The 19,007-nt window shown below is 48.4% G+C and carries 13 protein-coding genes; 10 read left to right on the top strand and 3 right to left on the bottom strand.

The genetic code is table 11. The features are described from left to right. Positions 1-8 precede the first annotated feature (8 nt). On the top strand, positions 9-872 hold the full coding sequence (locus SY83_RS14155) for a protein-glutamine gamma-glutamyltransferase (protein WP_197479861.1): 864 nt from the start codon (positions 9-11) through the stop codon (positions 870-872). A 54-nt stretch (positions 873-926) separates the two neighbouring features. Here the strand turns inward: SY83_RS14155 and SY83_RS14160 are convergent, their stop codons facing one another. Further along, the gene (locus SY83_RS14160; RefSeq protein WP_068607554.1) at positions 927-1,553 is read right to left on the bottom strand and encodes a TetR/AcrR family transcriptional regulator; all 627 of its coding nucleotides are present in this window, start codon (positions 1,551-1,553) and stop codon (positions 927-929) included. Between the two features lie 120 nt (positions 1,554-1,673). Here SY83_RS14160 and SY83_RS14165 point away from each other — a divergent pair, with 120 nt between their 5' ends. The 6 genes from SY83_RS14165 (at position 1,674) to SY83_RS14190 (ending at position 13,004) form a co-directional block, all read left to right on the top strand. Next, a complete protein-coding gene (locus SY83_RS14165; RefSeq protein WP_068607556.1) occupies positions 1,674-3,911 on the top strand; it encodes an MMPL family transporter in 2,238 nt (745 codons plus the stop codon). 174 nt (positions 3,912-4,085) lie between these two features. After that, on the top strand, positions 4,086-4,787 hold the full coding sequence (gene sigK, locus SY83_RS14170; protein ID WP_068607558.1) for an RNA polymerase sporulation sigma factor SigK: 702 nt from the start codon (positions 4,086-4,088) through the stop codon (positions 4,785-4,787). A gap of 237 nt (positions 4,788-5,024) precedes the next feature. Beyond that, entirely contained in the window at positions 5,025-6,308 is a 1,284-nt protein-coding gene (locus SY83_RS14175) for a glycosyltransferase (RefSeq protein ID WP_068607559.1), read from the top strand. Between the two features lies 1 nt (position 6,309). Beyond that, entirely contained in the window at positions 6,310-6,975 is a 666-nt protein-coding gene (locus SY83_RS14180; protein ID WP_068607561.1) for a TetR/AcrR family transcriptional regulator, read from the top strand. A 288-nt stretch (positions 6,976-7,263) separates the two neighbouring features. Further along, positions 7,264-9,024 (top strand): right-handed parallel beta-helix repeat-containing protein, encoded by a 1,761-nt coding sequence (locus SY83_RS14185; protein ID WP_068607563.1) that lies wholly within the window; start codon positions 7,264-7,266, stop codon positions 9,022-9,024. Between the two features lie 17 nt (positions 9,025-9,041). Then, complete coding sequence (locus SY83_RS14190; RefSeq protein ID WP_231891256.1) at positions 9,042-13,004, top strand: sugar-binding protein; 3,963 nt, start codon at positions 9,042-9,044, stop codon at positions 13,002-13,004. Between the two features lie 57 nt (positions 13,005-13,061). Here SY83_RS14190 and SY83_RS14195 read toward each other — a convergent pair whose 3' ends face one another. Beyond that, positions 13,062-13,940, bottom strand: a complete 879-nt coding sequence (locus SY83_RS14195) for a helix-turn-helix transcriptional regulator (RefSeq protein ID WP_068607565.1) — start codon at positions 13,938-13,940, stop codon at positions 13,062-13,064. Positions 13,941-14,063: 123 nt separating this feature from the next. Between SY83_RS14195 and SY83_RS14200 the strand changes: the two genes are divergently transcribed. Beyond that, entirely contained in the window at positions 14,064-14,957 is an 894-nt protein-coding gene (locus SY83_RS14200) for a sugar phosphate isomerase/epimerase family protein (RefSeq protein ID WP_068607567.1), read from the top strand. 22 nt (positions 14,958-14,979) lie between these two features. Further along, positions 14,980-16,017, top strand: a complete 1,038-nt coding sequence (locus SY83_RS14205) for a Gfo/Idh/MocA family protein (protein WP_068607570.1) — start codon at positions 14,980-14,982, stop codon at positions 16,015-16,017. Positions 16,018-16,075: 58 nt separating this feature from the next. On the opposite strand, the gene SY83_RS14210 is transcribed toward SY83_RS14205, so the two are convergent. After that, a complete protein-coding gene (locus tag SY83_RS14210; protein ID WP_068607571.1) occupies positions 16,076-17,089 on the bottom strand; it encodes a LacI family DNA-binding transcriptional regulator in 1,014 nt (337 codons plus the stop codon). A 120-nt stretch (positions 17,090-17,209) separates the two neighbouring features. Here SY83_RS14210 and SY83_RS14215 point away from each other — a divergent pair, with 120 nt between their 5' ends. Continuing rightward, positions 17,210-19,003 (top strand): L-fucose isomerase, encoded by a 1,794-nt coding sequence (locus SY83_RS14215; RefSeq protein WP_068607574.1) that lies wholly within the window; start codon positions 17,210-17,212, stop codon positions 19,001-19,003. The last annotated feature ends 4 nt before the right edge of the window (positions 19,004-19,007 follow it).

A 19,007-nucleotide genomic window follows, 5' to 3' on the forward strand; every position in this document is an offset into this window, starting at 1 on the left:
TACATATAGTGTATTATTTGCAGGCTACAGGAAGGAAGGAAGGAATGGATGCCGTGATTATCATTGCCGGAAACCGGGTGAATTCCGTTTCGGAACCGCTCACGCCGTTGGAACAATATATCGTATCCGAAAAATTAAAGAGCCCGCAGCCCTTTTCCTATGAGAGTGAAGATCAGTTGAAATTTGAACTCCGCATGCGGACGAAAATCGTTGAAGCTGCGGAAGAAATGTATGCAAGCCGTGTAAAGTTTGGCGATTTTCCCAAATCGCAAAGCAATCCGGCCTATTGGATTCGTATGCCTAACGGAGGATTTCAGCTCAGACCGGGTGTCCGGTCCTCGGATGCGATCAGAGACATATGGCTGAATTCGGAAATGTATACGTTTGAGTGCGCGACTGCAATCATTATGATGATGTATAAAGCGGTTCTGGAAACGATCGGAGCGCCTTTATTCGATACTTACTTTCAAAATTTGGTGCTGTACACCTGGACGACGGATGAGGATCTCAGAATCATTACGAAACCGGGTTATGAAAGCTTTCCGGGCGATGTGCTGTATTTCAAAAATCCTGACGTAAACCCGGCTACACCGGAGTGGCAAGGCGAGAATGTCATTGAGCTCGGGAACAACCTGTTCTTCGGACATGGAATGGGGATCAAGACACCGATTGAAGTTATACAGGAATTGAACGCGTACCGCAGACCTTTCGCGTTCAGATCGGCATTTCTTATGCATCAGGTGACTGCGCCGGATTACAAGTATCTGTATCAGTTAAGCAAATCCGTACCGGCCTCGACTTACACCGATATTACGATGCCATTCCGAGGCATTATTTCACGCATCGGTGAGTTCACCGTTGTGGCGAGTTAGAACCAGAAAGAGCCCACATGGTCGTTGCGACGATGTGGGCTCTTTTGCGCATAGTTACAGTTTTTTTCCCGCGCCTGTCCAGAACAGCTCAACAACCGCCTCAGCCGCACCGTCTAAATCCCCGCTGTACAGCTCCAGCAACATTTCTCTAGTGCCCAGCATGACCATCGAGGCAAATGCAAGAGAAAGCACCATCGGATGCAAGGATGGCTTTAATGTGCCGCGGTTGATCTCCGTTTGGAACGTATCGGCCATTATATGGTGAATCGCTTTCTCAGCTTCCCGAATTTCATTAATTTGCAACGCTGTCAAATGCGAAGAGGCTTCCTTCATCAGCGTCTCGAATTCACCGAACTGATTGCCCATCTGAACTTTCGCCATGGCCGTTAACCGATCCTTCAAAGGCAAATCCATGGTGAGATATCGTCCAACGTGACCCGCCACATTATTGAACATGCGGATGACGGACCTAGCGAACAGATTGGCTTTGTTGTCAAAATAATAATACAATGTCGCCTTCGTTACTTTGCATTGTTCCGCTATATGAATTAAAGAAACTTTCTCGTAACCGTATTGCATGAAAGCGGCTGAAGCGGCGCGCATAATGATCAACTCGGTTTGAGGGTCGTCGGCATCCAGTTTACGTGGACGGCCAGGTGATCGTTTTGGAGGTTGATTCATAGGTCTCCACCTTTCGCTTGATTATTAACCTTCCGGTATATATAATTAATACAGATCATTTATGTTGATTATAGCTCTTATTGCACAATATTTCATCTGTATCGGAGAGTGAAGTTCGTTATGAGTCAAGAAGAACATTTTTTAGGACGTTTCGGTCAAGCTATTGCAGGCAAAAGAACCCGGTGGGTAACCATTATCGTGTGGGTTGCTTTAGTTGTTGTATTGAATATGCTGTTTCCCCAAGCCAACAGTCAGACCGTGGAGAATGCTCCCAACCTGGCAGAAGATCGTCCTTCCGTAGTAGCGGAGAAGTTGGCTAAAGAACAGTTTCCGAATGAATCCGGTGTGCCGGCATTAATTGTGTTTCATCGGGAAGGCGGGATGCAGGATGCGGATTTGACAAAGGCGGGCCAAATTGCCGAATACTTTACGGCAACCCCGCTTCCAAACCAGACCCTCATTCCTCCTCTGCATAAGTTGCCTCCGCCTGTATTGAAGCAACAGCTCTCGGAAGATGGATCTACGTTAGTGTTGCCTATCTTTTTTGATAAAAGCGCGGACGTTGAACAATTAAAGGAAAGTATTGAGCTCTTCGAGGAGAAGACTTCCGAGATTGTCGGCGGCGATGTGTTTGAAGCTTCCATTACGTCGGGAGACGCTCTAAGCGCCCGGGTCACCGGTCCTGTCGGAATTCAGATTGATGCTACGGGATTGTTTGAATCCGCGGATGTAACTTTGTTGATCGCAACCGTCCTGCTAGTTCTGGTGTTGCTGCTTCTTATATACCGTTCCCCGATTCTGGCGATCATCCCGTTGATCGGAGTAGGGTTCGCCTATGGGGTAATCTCACCTGTATTGGGATGGTTAGCCGAGCAAGGTTGGATCACCTTTGATTCCCAGGGAATCTCCATTATGACCGTGCTCCTGTTTGGCGCCGGAACCGATTATTGCCTGTTCTTGGTGGCAAGGTTCAGACAGGAATTGAAGGAGCAAGAGAATCGTTTTACGGCTTTGCGAAGCGCCATTACCGGGGCTACTGGGGCTGTTGCGATGAGCGGATTTACCGTGGTGGTATCGCTGCTTGCATTATTACTGGCTGAATATGGTTCCTATCAGCGATTCGCCATTCCTTTCAGTTTGTCCATTTTGATTATGATGATTGCAAGCATTACGCTGGTTCCCGCCTTGTTGGCTGTGTTCGGCAGAGCGTCCTTCTTCCCGTTCGTTCCTCGTACAGCTGAGATGCAGCGGGAGCGGGCTCGCAAGAAAGGCAAGCCTGAGCCTAAGCTGAAACAGGAAGGCAAGCTGGGGCGTGCGGTAGGCAGCCTGGTGACCCGCCGTCCGTGGGCAGTGACACTAGTTACCTTGATTCTGCTCGGGGCGATGGCTTCCTTCGCCACCCAAGTGAAAATCAACTTCGACACGCTGTCATCGTTCCCTGAAGATATACCTTCCAGGGAAGGCTTCTCCCTGATCGGTAAGCAATTCTCCGAGGGCGAGTTAGCGCCGGTGAAGGTGATGGTGGATACGGAGGGTAAGACCATTGATCTGAAATCCGGGTTGGAAGGTCTGGACTATGTGTCCAAAGTGGGGGAACCCGTAAAAGGGGCCGTGGATCCTAACATCGTTGCCTACGATGTAGAATTTACGATGAATCCGTACTCGAACGAAGCGATGGATCGATTGCCCGACTTGCGCGGAGCCGTAGAGAAATCGCTTGCGGACGCAGGGGTTACGAATGCTGCGGACAACGTCTTTCTTGGCGGTCAAACCGCTGATCAGCTAGATACGAAGGAAACAACCGAAAGCGACACCGCGCGTATTATTCCTGTTGTCATTGTCTTGATAGCATTCATTCTAGTGGTTTACTTGCGCTCGATCGTCGCCATGTTGTATCTGATGGGCACGGTACTCCTGTCCTATTTCTCGGCACTTGGCATCGGTTGGATCATCATTCACTACGGTATGGGCGCTGACTTCATTCAAGGTTCCATTCCGTTGTACGTCTTTGTCTTCCTTGTTGCCTTAGGTGAGGATTACAACATCTTTATGATTTCAAGCATTTGGGAGAAGCGCCGCACCATGCCGCTGAACCAAGCCATTAAAGATGGTGTTGCCCAAACCGGAGGCGTAATCACCTCCGCCGGTTTGATCCTTGCAGGAACATTTGCCGTGTTGGCGTCATTGCCGATTCAAGTGCTGGTCCACTTCGGTTTGATCACGGCGATCGGCGTGCTGCTTGACACGTTCATCGTTCGGCCGTTCCTTGTTCCGGCATTAACTACTTTGCTGGGCAAACGCGCCTTTTGGCCGGGGAAGTATGAGCCGGTTGCCGAGAAACACGAGTTGACTTCGTAGGCATGAAACACCCATATTCATTGTAAGATCCGTCTCATTCTGATAAGACCGCCTTGTGCGGTCTTATTTCTTTTTGCCCCGTACATGCACGAGTAGGCACACGCCCACATAGAATGTATCGTCCCTGGAAAACAATTGGTTCCACGGTCAAACTTCACGGGGGTGCTCACCTACATGCCTGGATTGTTCACAGCCATTGCTATCATGATCAAGCAGTTAACCCTGCTCGTCTCGTATGTCAAGAACAATGCGTTTCCACAGCCGTTGTCCGAAGAAGATGAAATGAAGCATCTGCGCCAGATGGCCCAAGGGAATGCGATTTCCCGAAACATGCTGGTGGAACATAACTTGAGATTGGTCGCACATATTGTCAAGAAATTTGACAACACGGGAGAAGATCTGGAGGATTTAATTTCCATCGGCACGATCGGACTGATTAAAGCCATTGAGAGCTTTCAGCCGGACAAAGGGACGAAGCTAGCCACATTTGCCGCCAGATGTATTGAGAATGAAATCCTTATGCATTTGCGTTCCCTGAAGAAAACCCGCAAAGACGTCTCCTTGCATGATCCGATCGGAACGGACAAAGAGGGGAATGAAATTACTTTGATCGACATCCTGGGTTCGGAAGCCGATGATGTCATTGAGAAGGTTCAGCTGAAAATTGAAAAAAGTAAAATTTATAAAAACCTGGATATACTGGATGACCGTGAGAAAGAAGTGGTTGTCGGCCGGTTCGGTCTGGAACTCGGCGGGGAAGAGCGGACGCAACGGGAGATCGCGAAGGAGCTGGGAATCAGCCGCAGTTATGTATCGCGGATCGAGAAGAGGGCATTGATGAAATTGTACCATGAGTTTTATAAAGTGAAGCGGTAGAATAAATTCACCGATATCGACAGTCAATTGCCGCCGAGTTGGCGGTTTTTTGCATGGAAATTTTGCCTGGTTGCAAGTTCATTCTGAATACTTTTTCAAAAAAAGACATTAATGTCGTTTTAATTTGACAAGCCTGGATTTACAGTGCTACACTCAAAAACGACAACGATGTCTTTTTTTGTTTTTTTAGGATAGGCTGATCAGCGAAGAAGAATCTGATTTTAAGGGGAACTTATCATGTTAATCACAATGCTTACAACAGGCACCCGCGGTGACACGCAGCCTTACATTGCCTTAGGATTGGCATTGCAAAAGAGAGGCCATCGTGTGCGGATTGCAGCATCCGAGTCTTTCCGGGATTTCGTGAAACACTATGGGCTGGAGTATGCACCGATTCGAGGAGATATAACCAAGATTGCTCAGAGCGAATTGGCCCAAGACGCAGGGAAGGCCGATAATCCGCTTAAATTCTACAAAAGCCTGAAGAAAGACGAATTCAAACGGTTATTTCTCGACATGCAACAGGATATGTACCAGGCATGTCTGGGAGCAGATGCGGTTGTTTATCACCCGGGTGCCACATTAGGTTATTTCGCAGCACAGGAACGGCACATACCAAGCATTCTGGCCACGCCGTTCCCGATGACGCCAACCAGCGCTTATCCGAATCTGTTGTTCTATAACCGCCCAAGTTTCGGGAAATTATATAATAAACTGACGCATCGGATTTTTGAAATGGGGTTCTGGATGATTTCCGGCGATCATGTGAAACAATTCTGGAAAGAACAATTCGGAACGGCTCCCCGGCCGTTCTCCAGTCCGTTCCCGAGACAGCGCACGGCAACGCATCCAACCTTGATCTCGCTGAGCCCGTCTGTGTTCCCTCGGCCGGATGATTGGTCTGAGCATATTCATTGTGACGGGTACTGGTTCCTGGAGCCGGACAAGAGTTACAGTCCGCCGCAGGAGCTTCAAGACTTTCTAAACGCCGGCAAACCTCCGATATACGTCGGGTTCGGCAGTATTTCCGGACAAGCTCAGGCTTCGGAGACGACAGCCATCGTAATCGAAGCGCTGAAGCGCAACGGCCAGCGCGGCATCATCGCCAAGGGCTGGGGCGGAATGGAGCGTCCGGATGAGCTGGACAAGGATATCCTGTTTATTGACGGAGCTCCCCATGACTGGCTGTTTCCCCGCATGGCTGCGGTTGTCCATCACGGTGGTGCGGGCACGACGGCAGAGGGGCTTCGCTCCGGCGTTCCCAGCCTGATCATCCCCTTTACAAACGATCAATTTGCTTGGGGACAGCGGGTGCACGAGCTCGGCGTTGGTCCGAAAGCGATTCCTCGCAAGCAACTGACGACCGAGAATTTGACACAAGCCATGAAGTATACACAGATCAATGAGGTCAAAGCCAAAGCCCAGGTTCTGGGAAGCCGAATCCGTTCCGAACGTGGCGCAGAAGCCTCTGCACAGGCTGTCATAGACTGCATTGAAGCTTACCAAAAAAAGGGGAAGTGACATGCCTAAAGTTAAAGAAGAACATTATGAGAATAAGAAACAGGAAATTTTGGAGGCAGCCAAGCGGGTTGCTCTGAAAAAGCCGATCTACCACGTGACGATGAGGGACGTCGTACTGGAGGCGGGCATGAGCCAAGGAGGGGTGTATAAATATTTTTCGAATATTGATGTACTGTTCGCCGCTCTGCTCGGTCAGAACTCCCTTACATCCGAGGTGAAAGACGAAATCGACGCCATTTTTGCGGAAAACAAAGACCCTATGCAGGTCCTTCATGTTTTTCTGACCTATGTTGGAGCTTACATTGAAACTTCGGTTAGCGGCAGCGGCAAGATCATTCACGAGCTGATGGCTTTCTATGCTAATGAGCCGGAACGGTTTGAGAAAGTAAGCAGTCAGCTTCTGCGGGCTTCGACGCTTGGTTATCTGCATACCGCCTTCAGCTGTTTTTTGCAGGAACAAGTTGCAGCCAAGAAATTTTCGCCGGCAGTACCGCTGGAAGAGGTCATCGCCTTCATGGCGACAACGATCAATGGCATTGTGCATGATGCAATCATGGCCCAAAATGCAGCTTACGCGCGCCATCTCATGCCTGCTCCGAATGTAAAGCGGTTAGTGTACAGCTTGTATCTAGCTGTCATCTCCATTTTAGGAGCAGGCAAACGATAAAGATTTTAGTGGAAACTGCTTTCCGAGATGGATTCGGGGAGCAGTTTTTGTGTTCAACTTACGTCCAATACAGACTTTCCCCGTTAAGACTTTTTTGATTAAATGAGGTAAAAAAAGCAGATATACCAAGGCAGAACGACAAATCAATTAACTCTTAATGCAGGAAAGTATTGGAATCAGGTAGGATGGTTACTGAAGGAGGGGTAACTGATGTGATGTTTGGCCATTCCATATTCCGGGAGGTGACGGTTCGGTCAGTGTTTCATTAAACCTTGAGGAGGAATCATCTTGAAATTACATATTCAGCAAAGGGTGCAAATTAGGTACATTTGTTTAATATTATCTTTCGTAATCGCTTTCTCCATGTTCACCTTTACCTCTGTCAATCCAGCACATGCTGCTGCCAAAACGTATTATGTAAGCGCATCAACAGGTCAGGACCGGAGCGATTACGGCACCTCGACAGGTCAACCTTTCAAAACCATTCAATATGCCGCGAATTTAACCAATCCTGGAGACACCGTTTATGTGATGAATGGAACTTATAATGAAATTGATGATCAGTCTGTTTTCGCAGTGAAGCGCTCCGGTTCTTCGGATCCGAACGGCTATATCAGTTACCTGGCTTATCCGGGTCATTCTCCAAAGCTTAAAGTGACGGATGCTTGGAACCACATTGTTGTAAGCGCTTCATACATTCGTGTGGAAGGCTTCGAAATTGAAGGAGACAATGCCAACCTTACATTAAGCGACGGGGAAGCGAGATATAACCATTTTGTTCAAAATAAGCCTGCGGGAACCATTAACTGGAGTTATGTCCGCAAAACACAGGCGAACGGCATATTCATCAAACCAGAAGCGGGAAGCACCGTCTACCCTCATCACGTGATCATTAAGAACAATATTGTTCATGATGTTCCAGGGGGCGGTATTTCAACAACGGATGCGGATTACATTACAATCGAAGATAACAAGGTGTACAACACTTCATGGTATAACCTGTATGCGACAAGCGGTATTTCCATTCTTACACCTAGAAATACAGATACCAATACAACAAGTTATAAGAATATCGTTCGAAACAATCGGGTGTATAACAACAAAACTTTGGTGAAATGGGAAAAAACTCAGGATTATTCGGACGGGAACGGGATTATTATTGACACTACCTTGAAAGCTCCGGCCTACACAGGCAAGACGTTAGTAACAAATAATGTTTCTTATTTAAATGGAGGCTCAGGGATTCATTCGTATAAGAGCGAGAATGTGGATATTATCAATAACACGGCTTACAACAATTCCGCACAGCTGGATTATGGTGAAATATTCGCGTTATTCAGCAATAATGTAAACATCTACAACAACATTATGGTTGCTAGAACCGGCAAGAAAATTAGCCAGGATTATCAAAACTCCAATGTGAATGTCAACTATAACATCTACCATAACGGAAATCCGGCAGTCAGCGGAGCGAATGACATCTGGGGAGACCCTCTGTTTGGAAATGCCGCAACGGGAGATTTCAGTACTCTGATCGGATCAAGGGCGATTGATACAGGGACAACCCAATTGGCGCCAACCTGGGATTTCAACTACAACCCGCGTCCGAGAGGAGCAGCACCTGATCGCGGAGCTTATGAGAATCAGAATTTAATCGGCAATCCAAGTTTTGAATGGACCAATCTGAATTCGTGGACCAAGGACTCCAACAGCGCAGGTATTACGGTTCAAAATACAGGTTCATATTCTGGAACATACAAGGCCAACTTCAGCACAACTGCTGCAACTAAACTGTCTCAAACCGTAACGGCACCTACAACCAAGACTTATACCGTTACTGCTTATATCAATACCAATATTGCCAGCAACGTCACCTTGGGCGCAGATGTGGCAGGTGTCAATAAGGGCCAGCAGACTGTGGCATCCGGCGGTTACAAAAAAGTAACGTTTACGGTGAGTGCGAATGCGCAACAATCCATTAAAGTGTGGATTAGCGCGCCTCAGACATCCGGCGGTTGGGTAGCAATCGATGATATTTCAGTACAATAAGAGAGGATGATTATATTTTGAAGAAGTTTGGATTATGGCTCATGGTATTTTCTTTAGTAGTAAGCGCTTTTATAGCACCTGTGGTACCGGTTTCCAAAGCTTATGCCGCTGGCGGAACCATCTATGAAGCAGAAGCGGGTACACTGTTGGATGCTACAGTAAAGACATCGGGGAGTTTTTCGGGTAACGGGTATGTTGATCTCGGAGACAAGGCGAATGGCGCCAGTGTGACTTGGAACAATATACAGGCTGATTTCGCAGGCAACTATGTGGTCAATATCAAGTACAGTAATGTATCGCAAAGTACTAAACCGGTTAGTTTGATTGTGAACGGTCAGAAGTACGCCACCTTCCAAGGGGAGCCTACAGGAGGGGATGCTGCTCCAGTGTGGAGCACGTTGAATGCGGTTGTCATGTTAAACCAAGGCATTAACAAGCTCCAAGTGATTTCTGAGAACGCTGACGGTCCGGAGATTGATGTTCTGGAAGTCACTTCGTACGCCACAATTTTTGAGGCTGAGAATGGCGCAGGAGCAGCTCATCTGGATGCAACCATCGCAGCCAATACCGGCACGGCACCTGGGTTTTCCGGAACGGGGTATGTAAGTGTCGCGACTCCGAAAAACGGCTACTTGCTTTACAATAACGTGGTTGTTCCTGAAACAGGAAAATACACATTGAAAGTGAGATACTCCTTGCTGAGCGGTCCCAGACCCTTTGCCGTAACCGTGAATGGTGCCCGCATTCAGGACGCCAAGGGCATTGCTTCGGGTGGATGGAACATTTGGAAGTATGAGGAGCTTACGGGTATATCCTTAAATGCAGGTGTAAATACCTTGAAAATTGAACGCATCGGTACCAACTCCACCCCTGTGATTGATCGGTTTGAGATTGTATCCGAACAATTACTTGCCGTAGGGGATCAAACCTTTAGAAACACCACCTTTGAATCCTCGGATGCGGATCCCGTTATTGCCGGTACCGCAACCGGTGAAGTGTTAAATTCGCCGCTGATCAGCGGAACGGCGCTGAAAAGCACCTCGGGCAGCATCGTGAAGGTCGCAGATAACGCAGGCTCCCGTGGGGCAGAAATTACAACGCCGCAAGCTAAACAGGGTATCATCGGTTTCCCTTTCCATTCCAGTTGGAACGCTCCAGTACCGATGGCAAGCTATACGCTGGAATCAAGCTTCGTACTGAAGGACGATAAGGCAAACTATATATTCAAGCTGATTAATGCCGCAGCATCCATGGAAAGTCCGATCTTTGTATTCAGTATGGACGGGAAGATTTATGCCCGGTCAGATAACAAAGCTGGCGGAGCCTTAGCTGAAAGAGCGAGCTGGAGCGCAGGTACCGCTTATAAAGTCAAGCTTGTGTTCCACGTGGACACCAAGAGTTACGATATGTATCTAAATGGTATAAAGCTGGTAAACAGTGAACCTCTGCAGGATGATGTATATTCTGGAGGATTAAAAGGATTCTTCATGGAGGTTACAGGAGGCCCGCACCAGGAAACCAAGATTCTAGTGGATGACATCACATTATCGGGTTCCAACACGCCGGGTACTGCCCCTGTAATTAACCCGAATCCTGGCGCAATTTACGTAGAGCAAGCGTATATCGGCGCTCCTGTCAATTATTATGTAAGCCCAGCCGGTCTTGACACAAACGACGGATTGTCTACAGGAAAAGCGTTCAAAACCATTAGTAAAGCGGCTAGTGTCACGAATCCGGGAGATACGGTACTCATTATGCCCGGCACCTATTCTCCGGCAGCGAATGTGAACGATTTTGTGAATATTACCCGCTCAGGAGCGCGTGACGCGAAAACCGGAATCTCCCACTATATCACGTATAAAGCCTATGATCCTAATCAGAAGCCTAAACTGTTGCTGCCACCCAATGTGTCCGGGGTGTGGGATATGGTGCAAATCAGTGCCAATTACATCATCATAGACGGCATTGAGATTGAGGGTAATAATCGGAACCTAACCTTGGCGCAAGGGGAAGCTAACTATGCAAGCAAAGTAGCGGGCGGCTCGGACTGGAATAACTATGCATTGACCAATACGAACGGAATTAGCCTTGTTGGTCATCATATTACCGTTAAAAACTCACATGTTCATCATATGGCAGGCGGGGGAATCGGCGGGAACGGCGACTATGTAGTGCTTGACAATAATATTAGCAACAGCAACAGTTGGTACACCATGTATGCAACCAGCGGTATAAGCATGATGAATAATTTTGATACGGATAATAACACGACCGACTACAAAATTATCGTTAGCAACAACCTGATTTATGACAATGAAACGAAAGTGAAATGGGAGAAAACGAAAGGTTATTCCGACGGTAACGGTATTATTTTTGATGTGGACGATGACTACAAAGGCAAAAAGCTAGCTGTGAACAATATCGTTTATGATAACGGCGGCGGCGGCATTCATGTGTACCGGAGCAATAATGTTTCGGTAATTAATAACACGATTTATAACAACAGCCGGAGTCCATATCTGACCTATCCGAATATGGATGCTCAATCAAGTGATAACTCTTTTTTCCTGAATAATATCTCATATGCCAGACCCGGCGAGAACGCGAATTTAGACAGCGGATTTAATAATCTATTTGCAAATAATATTTACTTTGGCGGAAATGCCCGGTTCTTAGGGCAAAATGACAGAGTCCTGGATCCGAAGTTCGTATCCCTGGAAGAAGGAAACTATGATTTTCATCTGCAAGCGGATTCACCTGCTATTGACAACGGTACCCGTACTTTAGCGCCATCTAAAGATATTGAAGGCCAGGTACGCCCTTATACGGGCGCAGGGTCGCATTCAAGAGTTGACATTGGAGCATATGAAACCGCATGGAACAACACTACTCCATTGGTGGATGATTCAATTATATTCAAGGAACCAACGCCAGATCAATCCTTAGAAGCTAAGGCAACGAAGGGTACGCCTACCTTGGACGGTGTAATTGATCCGATATGGTCAAAGACCGAAAGCTTTAAGGCACTCAAGATCAGCGATGTAACGAAGGAAGCACCTGAGGCTACAATGCGTTTATTATGGGATGAAAAGAATTTATATGTACTGGCTGAAGTAAAAGATGCAAATCTAAGTGTTAAAGGCGCCAACCTATGGGAACATGATTCCATGGAGTTCTTCATGGATGAGAACAACGCCAAATCGAAAACGTATCAACCGGACGACGGTCATTATCGAGTCAACTATGAAAATTTAAGAACAGGCGGATCCGGCGGTAAAAAAATAACAGCCAGCAGCTTTACATCCGCAGCCCGAATTGTGGAGGGCGGCTATATCATTGAAGCGACACTTCCGCTGACGACCATTACCGGATCTATAGGAACGGTGATCGGTTTCGACGCAGGCGCGAGTGATGACAGCAATGACGACGGGATCCGGGATAATGCAACGATGTGGAGCAACCAAAGGTTCAATTCACATGCTTCTACACAGTGGTATGGTAATATCACGTTTGCGGATGCCCCAAAAGCACCGACGATTACAAGTATTCAACCTGTTGCGGTAAGCACACCGGCTGGGAAAGCGCCAATACTGCCTTCCGTTGTCTCGGCTGTTTACAGTGACGACTCCAGCGTAACTGTACAGGTTTACTGGGATACGGTTGAACCGGCCCGTTACGCAAGTGCGGGAAACTTCACGGTCAACGGATCTGTTTACGGCACGGATATTAAAGCGGTTGCGAATGTAACGGTAACTCCTGTTACGACGGAAACACCGCGTGCTACCGAGGATGTAAGCGGTCCGGTGAACGGTGTGCCGGACGGCACCGTCAATCTGTATGACTTGTTGTTCGTTACATTAAATTATGGCAAGAACACAACGAGTCCGAACTGGGCAGCTGTACAGAAGGGTGATGTCAATAAAGACGGCGTGATTGATATCTTCGATCTGAAAGCGATCGCCCTCAAAATTATAAGCTAAGTCATATTTAAAAACCCAAGGGAGCCAGCACCCTTGGGTTGTTTTTAATTACGGGGATTAACGGATTCGGGAAGGCGCAACGCCCCGATACTGTTTAAACAACTTCGTAAAGTAGTTGGGATTGCCGCAACCGATCAACTCGGCAATTTCAGTAATCGTGTAATCCGTTTCCCTTAGTAGTTGTTCCGCCCTGCTGACGCGTTGAAGGTTCATGTATTCCACGAAGGTTCGCCCGGTAATTTTTTTGAACATTTTGCAGAAATGATAGGGGTTCAGGTTCACGTAGCCGGCGGCTTCTTCCACAGAAATCTTGCCTGTCGGATGCTCATCCACAAAGAGAAATAACGGTTTGAACCGCTCCAACCTCCGGTTAGGGTTCGTGCCTTGCGGTTCGGAGGAAAAGGGGGAGAATCGCCGTGATAACTGGATAAACAGGGAGTACAAATTATGTTTTACAGCAAGTTCATAAGCGCGGTCCTTAAGTTCCAGTTCCCGAACAGTCTGATTCACTAGAAGCGAAAGTACTTCGTTATCTGGGTCCTTATCTGGATAAGCAACAGGAAATTGGATTAATCCTTCGAGATAGGGCCGAACATACTGATGATGAGCAGAGTCTTTGGTGTCTATGTTGAGCAATTTCTTGTTAAACACGATTGCGATGTACTCAACAGGCTCAGATCCCACCTGATATCCGACATGAAGTCCGCCGGACGGGACGAACAGGCAATCCCCGGGGGCAACCAGGTAGGGTTTGCTTTCAATGTGAAACACCGCTTGTCCGGTAACCATCTGAATGATCTCGAAGTGTTCATGCCAATGGAGTCCCAGAATGGGTTCATGCTCAGAACAGGTCTGACATCGGTTTCGAAACAAGTTGACCGGATAATCATCATGAATTAAATGAGTCGATTCGCGAAGCTCCAAAGGATATGTCACGACCTTGACCTCCTTGCACAAGATGGGAGTGAAATAGCACAAGATTAGATAGAGAAAAGAGGGGTTCTCCAAGTTATAATGGTCATATTGCAATGATCATAACCCAATATAGGAGTGTTCACAATGGAGAATAAAGAAATCAGGATCGGCACTTTAGTTCATGGGGGCTCGGCGATTAAGGTTATTCCGCAACTCATTCCACATGGCTTTGAATCATTCGGACTAACCTTCTGGCAAACGACGGGTTCGACAAACCTGAAAGAAGTAGCTCAGCAAACCCAGGAGATCTTGCAAGAACAAGATGTTCGCATTTCCACGCTTGGCGTCTTTGGAAATCCATTAACAGGTGCGGGTGATAATGCCGATACATTAGCCAGTTGGGAGCGTTTAATCGACCATGCTCATTTATTCGGTGCTCCAATTGTATCCGGTTTCACAGGCAGATTAACGGATTGTACGCTGGATGAATCCATACCTAAATTCAAAGAAGTATTCGGGGAACTGGCTAAACGCGCGGAGGACCGAGGCATTAAATTGGCGTTTGAAAATTGCTCCATGGGCGGTACCTGGGAGCGTGGAGACTGGAATATTGCCCATAATCCTGCCGCTTGGGAGCTGATGTTTGACGCGGTGCCTTCGGAACACATCGGTTTACAGTGGGAACCTTGTCATCAGATGGTTAGCTTGATTGAACCGATTCCTCAACTGCGTAAATGGGTGGACCGCATCTTCAACGTGCACGGCAAGGATGCAACGATTGCATGGGACGTGATCCGGGAAAGCGGAGTACATGGATTAAAGCCATACGTGTGGCATCGAACACCGGGTTTTGGCGATACCAACTGGACGGACATCATTTCCATCCTTCGTATGGGCGGATATCAAGGCTCCATTGATATTGAAGGCTGGCATGACCCGGTTTATCGCGATGATCTGGAAATGACTGGCCAAGTGCATGGTTTGAATTATTTAAAAAGTTGCCGGGGCGGAGCCTACGTGCCGAATCCGACCGAATAAGACTTGAAGGGGAATGCGAATAATGAGGAACCATAGAATCGTTGTTGTAGGCTGCGGAAACATGGCCAATGCATGGGTTGATTATGCCTTATCACGTCACGATACGGAGATTGTAGGATTAGTTGATATCAAAGCGGAGTTTGCAGAAGCGTTCGCAATCCGCAGAAATCTGACTTGCCCTGTATTCACGGATGTCCAAGAGGCTGTTACGGTGACCGGAGCCACGGTTGTCTTCGATGTGACCATTCCGGAAAGCCATTACGGCGTTGCGACAACGGCGCTTGCAAGCGGATGTCATGTGTTCGGCGAAAAGCCCATGGCCGAAACGATGGAGCAGGCAAGGGCTCTGATCGGAAAAGCCGCAGAAGCAGACCGCAGCTTAGCTATCATGCAGAATCGCCGGTACGACAAGAATATTCGAGCTTGCAGAGAACTCGTCAACGAAGGAAAAGGAGTACTGGGAAGACTCGGGATGGTAAACGCGGACTTCTTCCTCGGTGCGCATTTCGGCGGGTTTCGGGATGCGATGAACAGTCCGTTGCTGCTGGATATGGCTATACATACCTTCGATCAGGCGAGGTTTATCACAGGCAGCGATCCTGTATCCGTATATTGTCATGAATTCAATCCGCCGGGTTCCTGGTATGCGGGCGCTGCCTCGGCTGTCTGTATTTATGAAATGTCCGACGGGTCCGTGTTTACTTACCGCGGGTCATGGTGCGCGGAAGGGGCGGCGACTTCATGGCAAGGGAACTGGCGAATTATTGGCGAACTGGGGACGGCCATCTGGGATGGCGAGACGGAGCCCTACGCTGAAGTGGTTAGCCCCGGTACTCACGAAGGAGAGTTTATGCTGCCGCATCATCGTATATCCAACTCTGCGGAGTGGTCGGGACAAGGAGGCCATGCCGGTTGTTTGGATGAAATGTTCGCCTCGATCACAGAAGGCCGTTCCGCGGAGACCGATTGCCGAGACAATATTAAGAGCATGGCGATGGTGATTGGCGCTGTGGAAAGCGCTCGTCTAGGACAGAAAGTGGAATTGAATGGGTATTGGTAACGTTATTGGCGCAAATGTAAAGACCAACATTCCCATTCGGATGTTGGTCTTTAATATGTCAATCCAGCGCTCGAACCGATCTGCGGATGATTAACTCCGCAGGCAAGACAATTTTCTTCCACGGCCCGCTCTTATCTTCTTGCTGGATTCGCTCCACAAGCATTTGAATCCCCATATACCCAAATTGGTAGGCTTGCTGAGCCGCCACCGTTATGAAAGGATCTAAATCCGCGTAAGGACCGAAATCATCAAATCCGATTACGGAGATATCCTCAGGAATCCGCATTCCCCTGTATCTCAACAGACGAATGATTTCATATGCAAGCACATTATTACCGGCAAGAATGGCCGTGGGGAAGGGATTGAGCTGATCAAGCCAGTTATTCATCTTGGACAAGTCTTTCAGCGGACCGAAACTGCTTTCATGAATATAAGCAGAATCATAATTCAAATCATTCAGCTTCATGGCTTCCTTAAAGCCCTCTAACCGGTGCCGCGCGCTCGATATGGAAGAAGATCCGTTCACCATGGCGATTTGCCGGTGGCCTTGGTCAATAAGGTGCCCGACGAGTCGGCGCGAACCTTCCTTGCTGTCGCCCAGGACAATATCGCACTCGATGCCGGGAACCTCGCGGTCCAGCAGAACAAACGGCACTTGATGTTTAAGCAGTGATTCCAGATGGGGGATGGAAGGGTCGCCCGCGGGCGCCATTAACACGCCGTCCACCCGCGTGGTTAGGATGGTCGTGATGTAGTCCGCTTCTTTCTCCAAGCTTTCATCGCTGTTGCCGAAAAGAAGACGGTAGCCGTAACGCTTGGCGGCGTCCTCGGCCCCTCGCGATACGGTGGTATAGAACGGATTCGTAATATCCGTAATCAGCAGAAAGAGAATCCGTGTTTGTTGCAATACCAAACTGCGGGCGTTCTGATTCGGGACATAATGAAGCTCTTCCATGACCTTCTTTACTTTAGCGCGTGTCTTTTCACTGATTTTGCCGGTGTTATTGATAACTCTGGAAACAGTCATTGCTGAGACATTCGCCTTTGCCGCAATATCGTAGATGGTGACCATAATTCAAGCTCCTTGCTCTAGCATATTGACTTTATTCTACAAAAATAACGTATTGACAGCAACCCTTATCCTTGATAATTTAAGGTTATCGATAACATTAATTATACAGGAGGGTATCATATGACAGATTCACAGCAGTTTCGATTTCAAAGCGGATTTCCTAAAATCGGTATCAGACCGACGATCGACGGGCGGCGCAAAGGGGTCAGGGAGTCTCTGGAAGAACAAACGATGCTGATGGCCCAATCTACGGCTGCTCTGATTTCCGAACACCTCAGATATCCGAATGGGGAACCGGTCGAATGCGTTATTGCCGAAAGCTGTATCGGCGGGGTTGCGGAGGCTGCGGCCTGTGCTGATCTTTTTGCCAAATCGGGTGTAGGGGTTTCGATCACAGTTACGCCTTGCTGGTGTTATGGTACGGAAACGATGGATATGGATCCTGCCATACCTAAAGCGGTGTGGGGGTTTAACGGGACGGAACGGCCGGGAGCTGTATATTTGGCTGCGGTGCTTTCCGGCTATGCTCAGAAGGGGCTGCCTGCCTTCGGGATTTACGGTGAAGATGTGATGGATTCGGGCGACCCGACCATCCCTCAAGATGTACAAGGTAAGCTGCTCGGGTTTGCCCGTGCGGGATTAGCTGCGGCTTACATGCGGGGGAAAGCTTATCTGTCGATGGGTTCTGTATCCATGGGAATTGCCGGATCGATCGTGAACGATTCTTTCTTTCAGGAATACCTTGGCATGCGTACGGAATATGTGGATATGACCGAGTTCGTTCGTCGGATGGACGAAACCATATATGACCCTGGCGAATTTGAGAAAGCGCTTGCGTGGGTGAAAGAAAATTGTGCGGAAGGCCCTGACAATAATCCGGAGGAAATTCAAACTTCGCGGGAACGGAAAGATCAGGACTGGGAAACCGTGGTCAAGATGACGATAATCGCCCGTGATCTTATGATCGGCAACCCCAAGTTGGCAGAGCTAGGCTATGAGGAGGAAGCGCAAGGGCATCATGCGATTGTTTCCGGTTTTCAGGGGCAGCGTCAATGGACGGATCACTTTCCGAACGGAGATTTTATGGAAGCGATGTTGAATTCCTCGTTTGATTGGAATGGGATTCGCGCACCCCACATCGTGGCAACGGAGAACGACAGCCTGAACGGCGCGGCCATGTTGTTTGGTTACCTGCTTACCAACACCGCGCAGATTTTCGCGGATGTGCGGACGTATTGGAGTCCTGACAGTGTGAAACGGGTGACAGGGCATACCTTAACAGGCGCCGCGGAAAACGGACTCCTGCATTTGATTAATTCCGGTCCCGCGACATTGGACGGCACAGGGGAACAACAGAAGGACGGAAAGCCGGCTATGAAGCCGTTCTGGGATATTACACAGGACGAGGCCCAGAAATGTCTGGACGCCACTTCTTGGAGACCCGCATCCGTAGAATATTTCCGGGGGGGAGGGTATTCGTCGGACTTCCTGACACGCGGCGGCATGCCGATGACGATGTCCCGGATTAATCTGGTGAAGGGCATCGGACCGGTATTGCAAATTGCGGAAGGGTATTCTGTGGACCTGCCGGAGGAGGTACATAACGTGCTGGATTTACGCACGGACTCAACGTGGCCGACTACCTGGTTTGCGCCGATTCTCACTGGAGCAGGGGCTTTCCGCAGCGTTTATGAAGTGATGGATCAATGGGGAGCGAATCACGGTTCCATCTCCTATGGACATATCGGTGCGGATTTGATCACATTGGCCTCCATTCTGAGGATACCGGTGAACATGCATAATGTACCGGAAACCGATATTTTCCGTCCAAGGGCTTGGGGCTTGTTCGGCACGGCGAACCCGGAAAGCGCGGATTATCGGGCATGTCACAATTACGGACCTTTGTATAAATAACACG

The organism is Paenibacillus swuensis (assembly GCF_001644605.1).
Classification (GTDB): domain Bacteria; phylum Bacillota; class Bacilli; order Paenibacillales; family DY6; genus Paenibacillus_N; species Paenibacillus_N swuensis.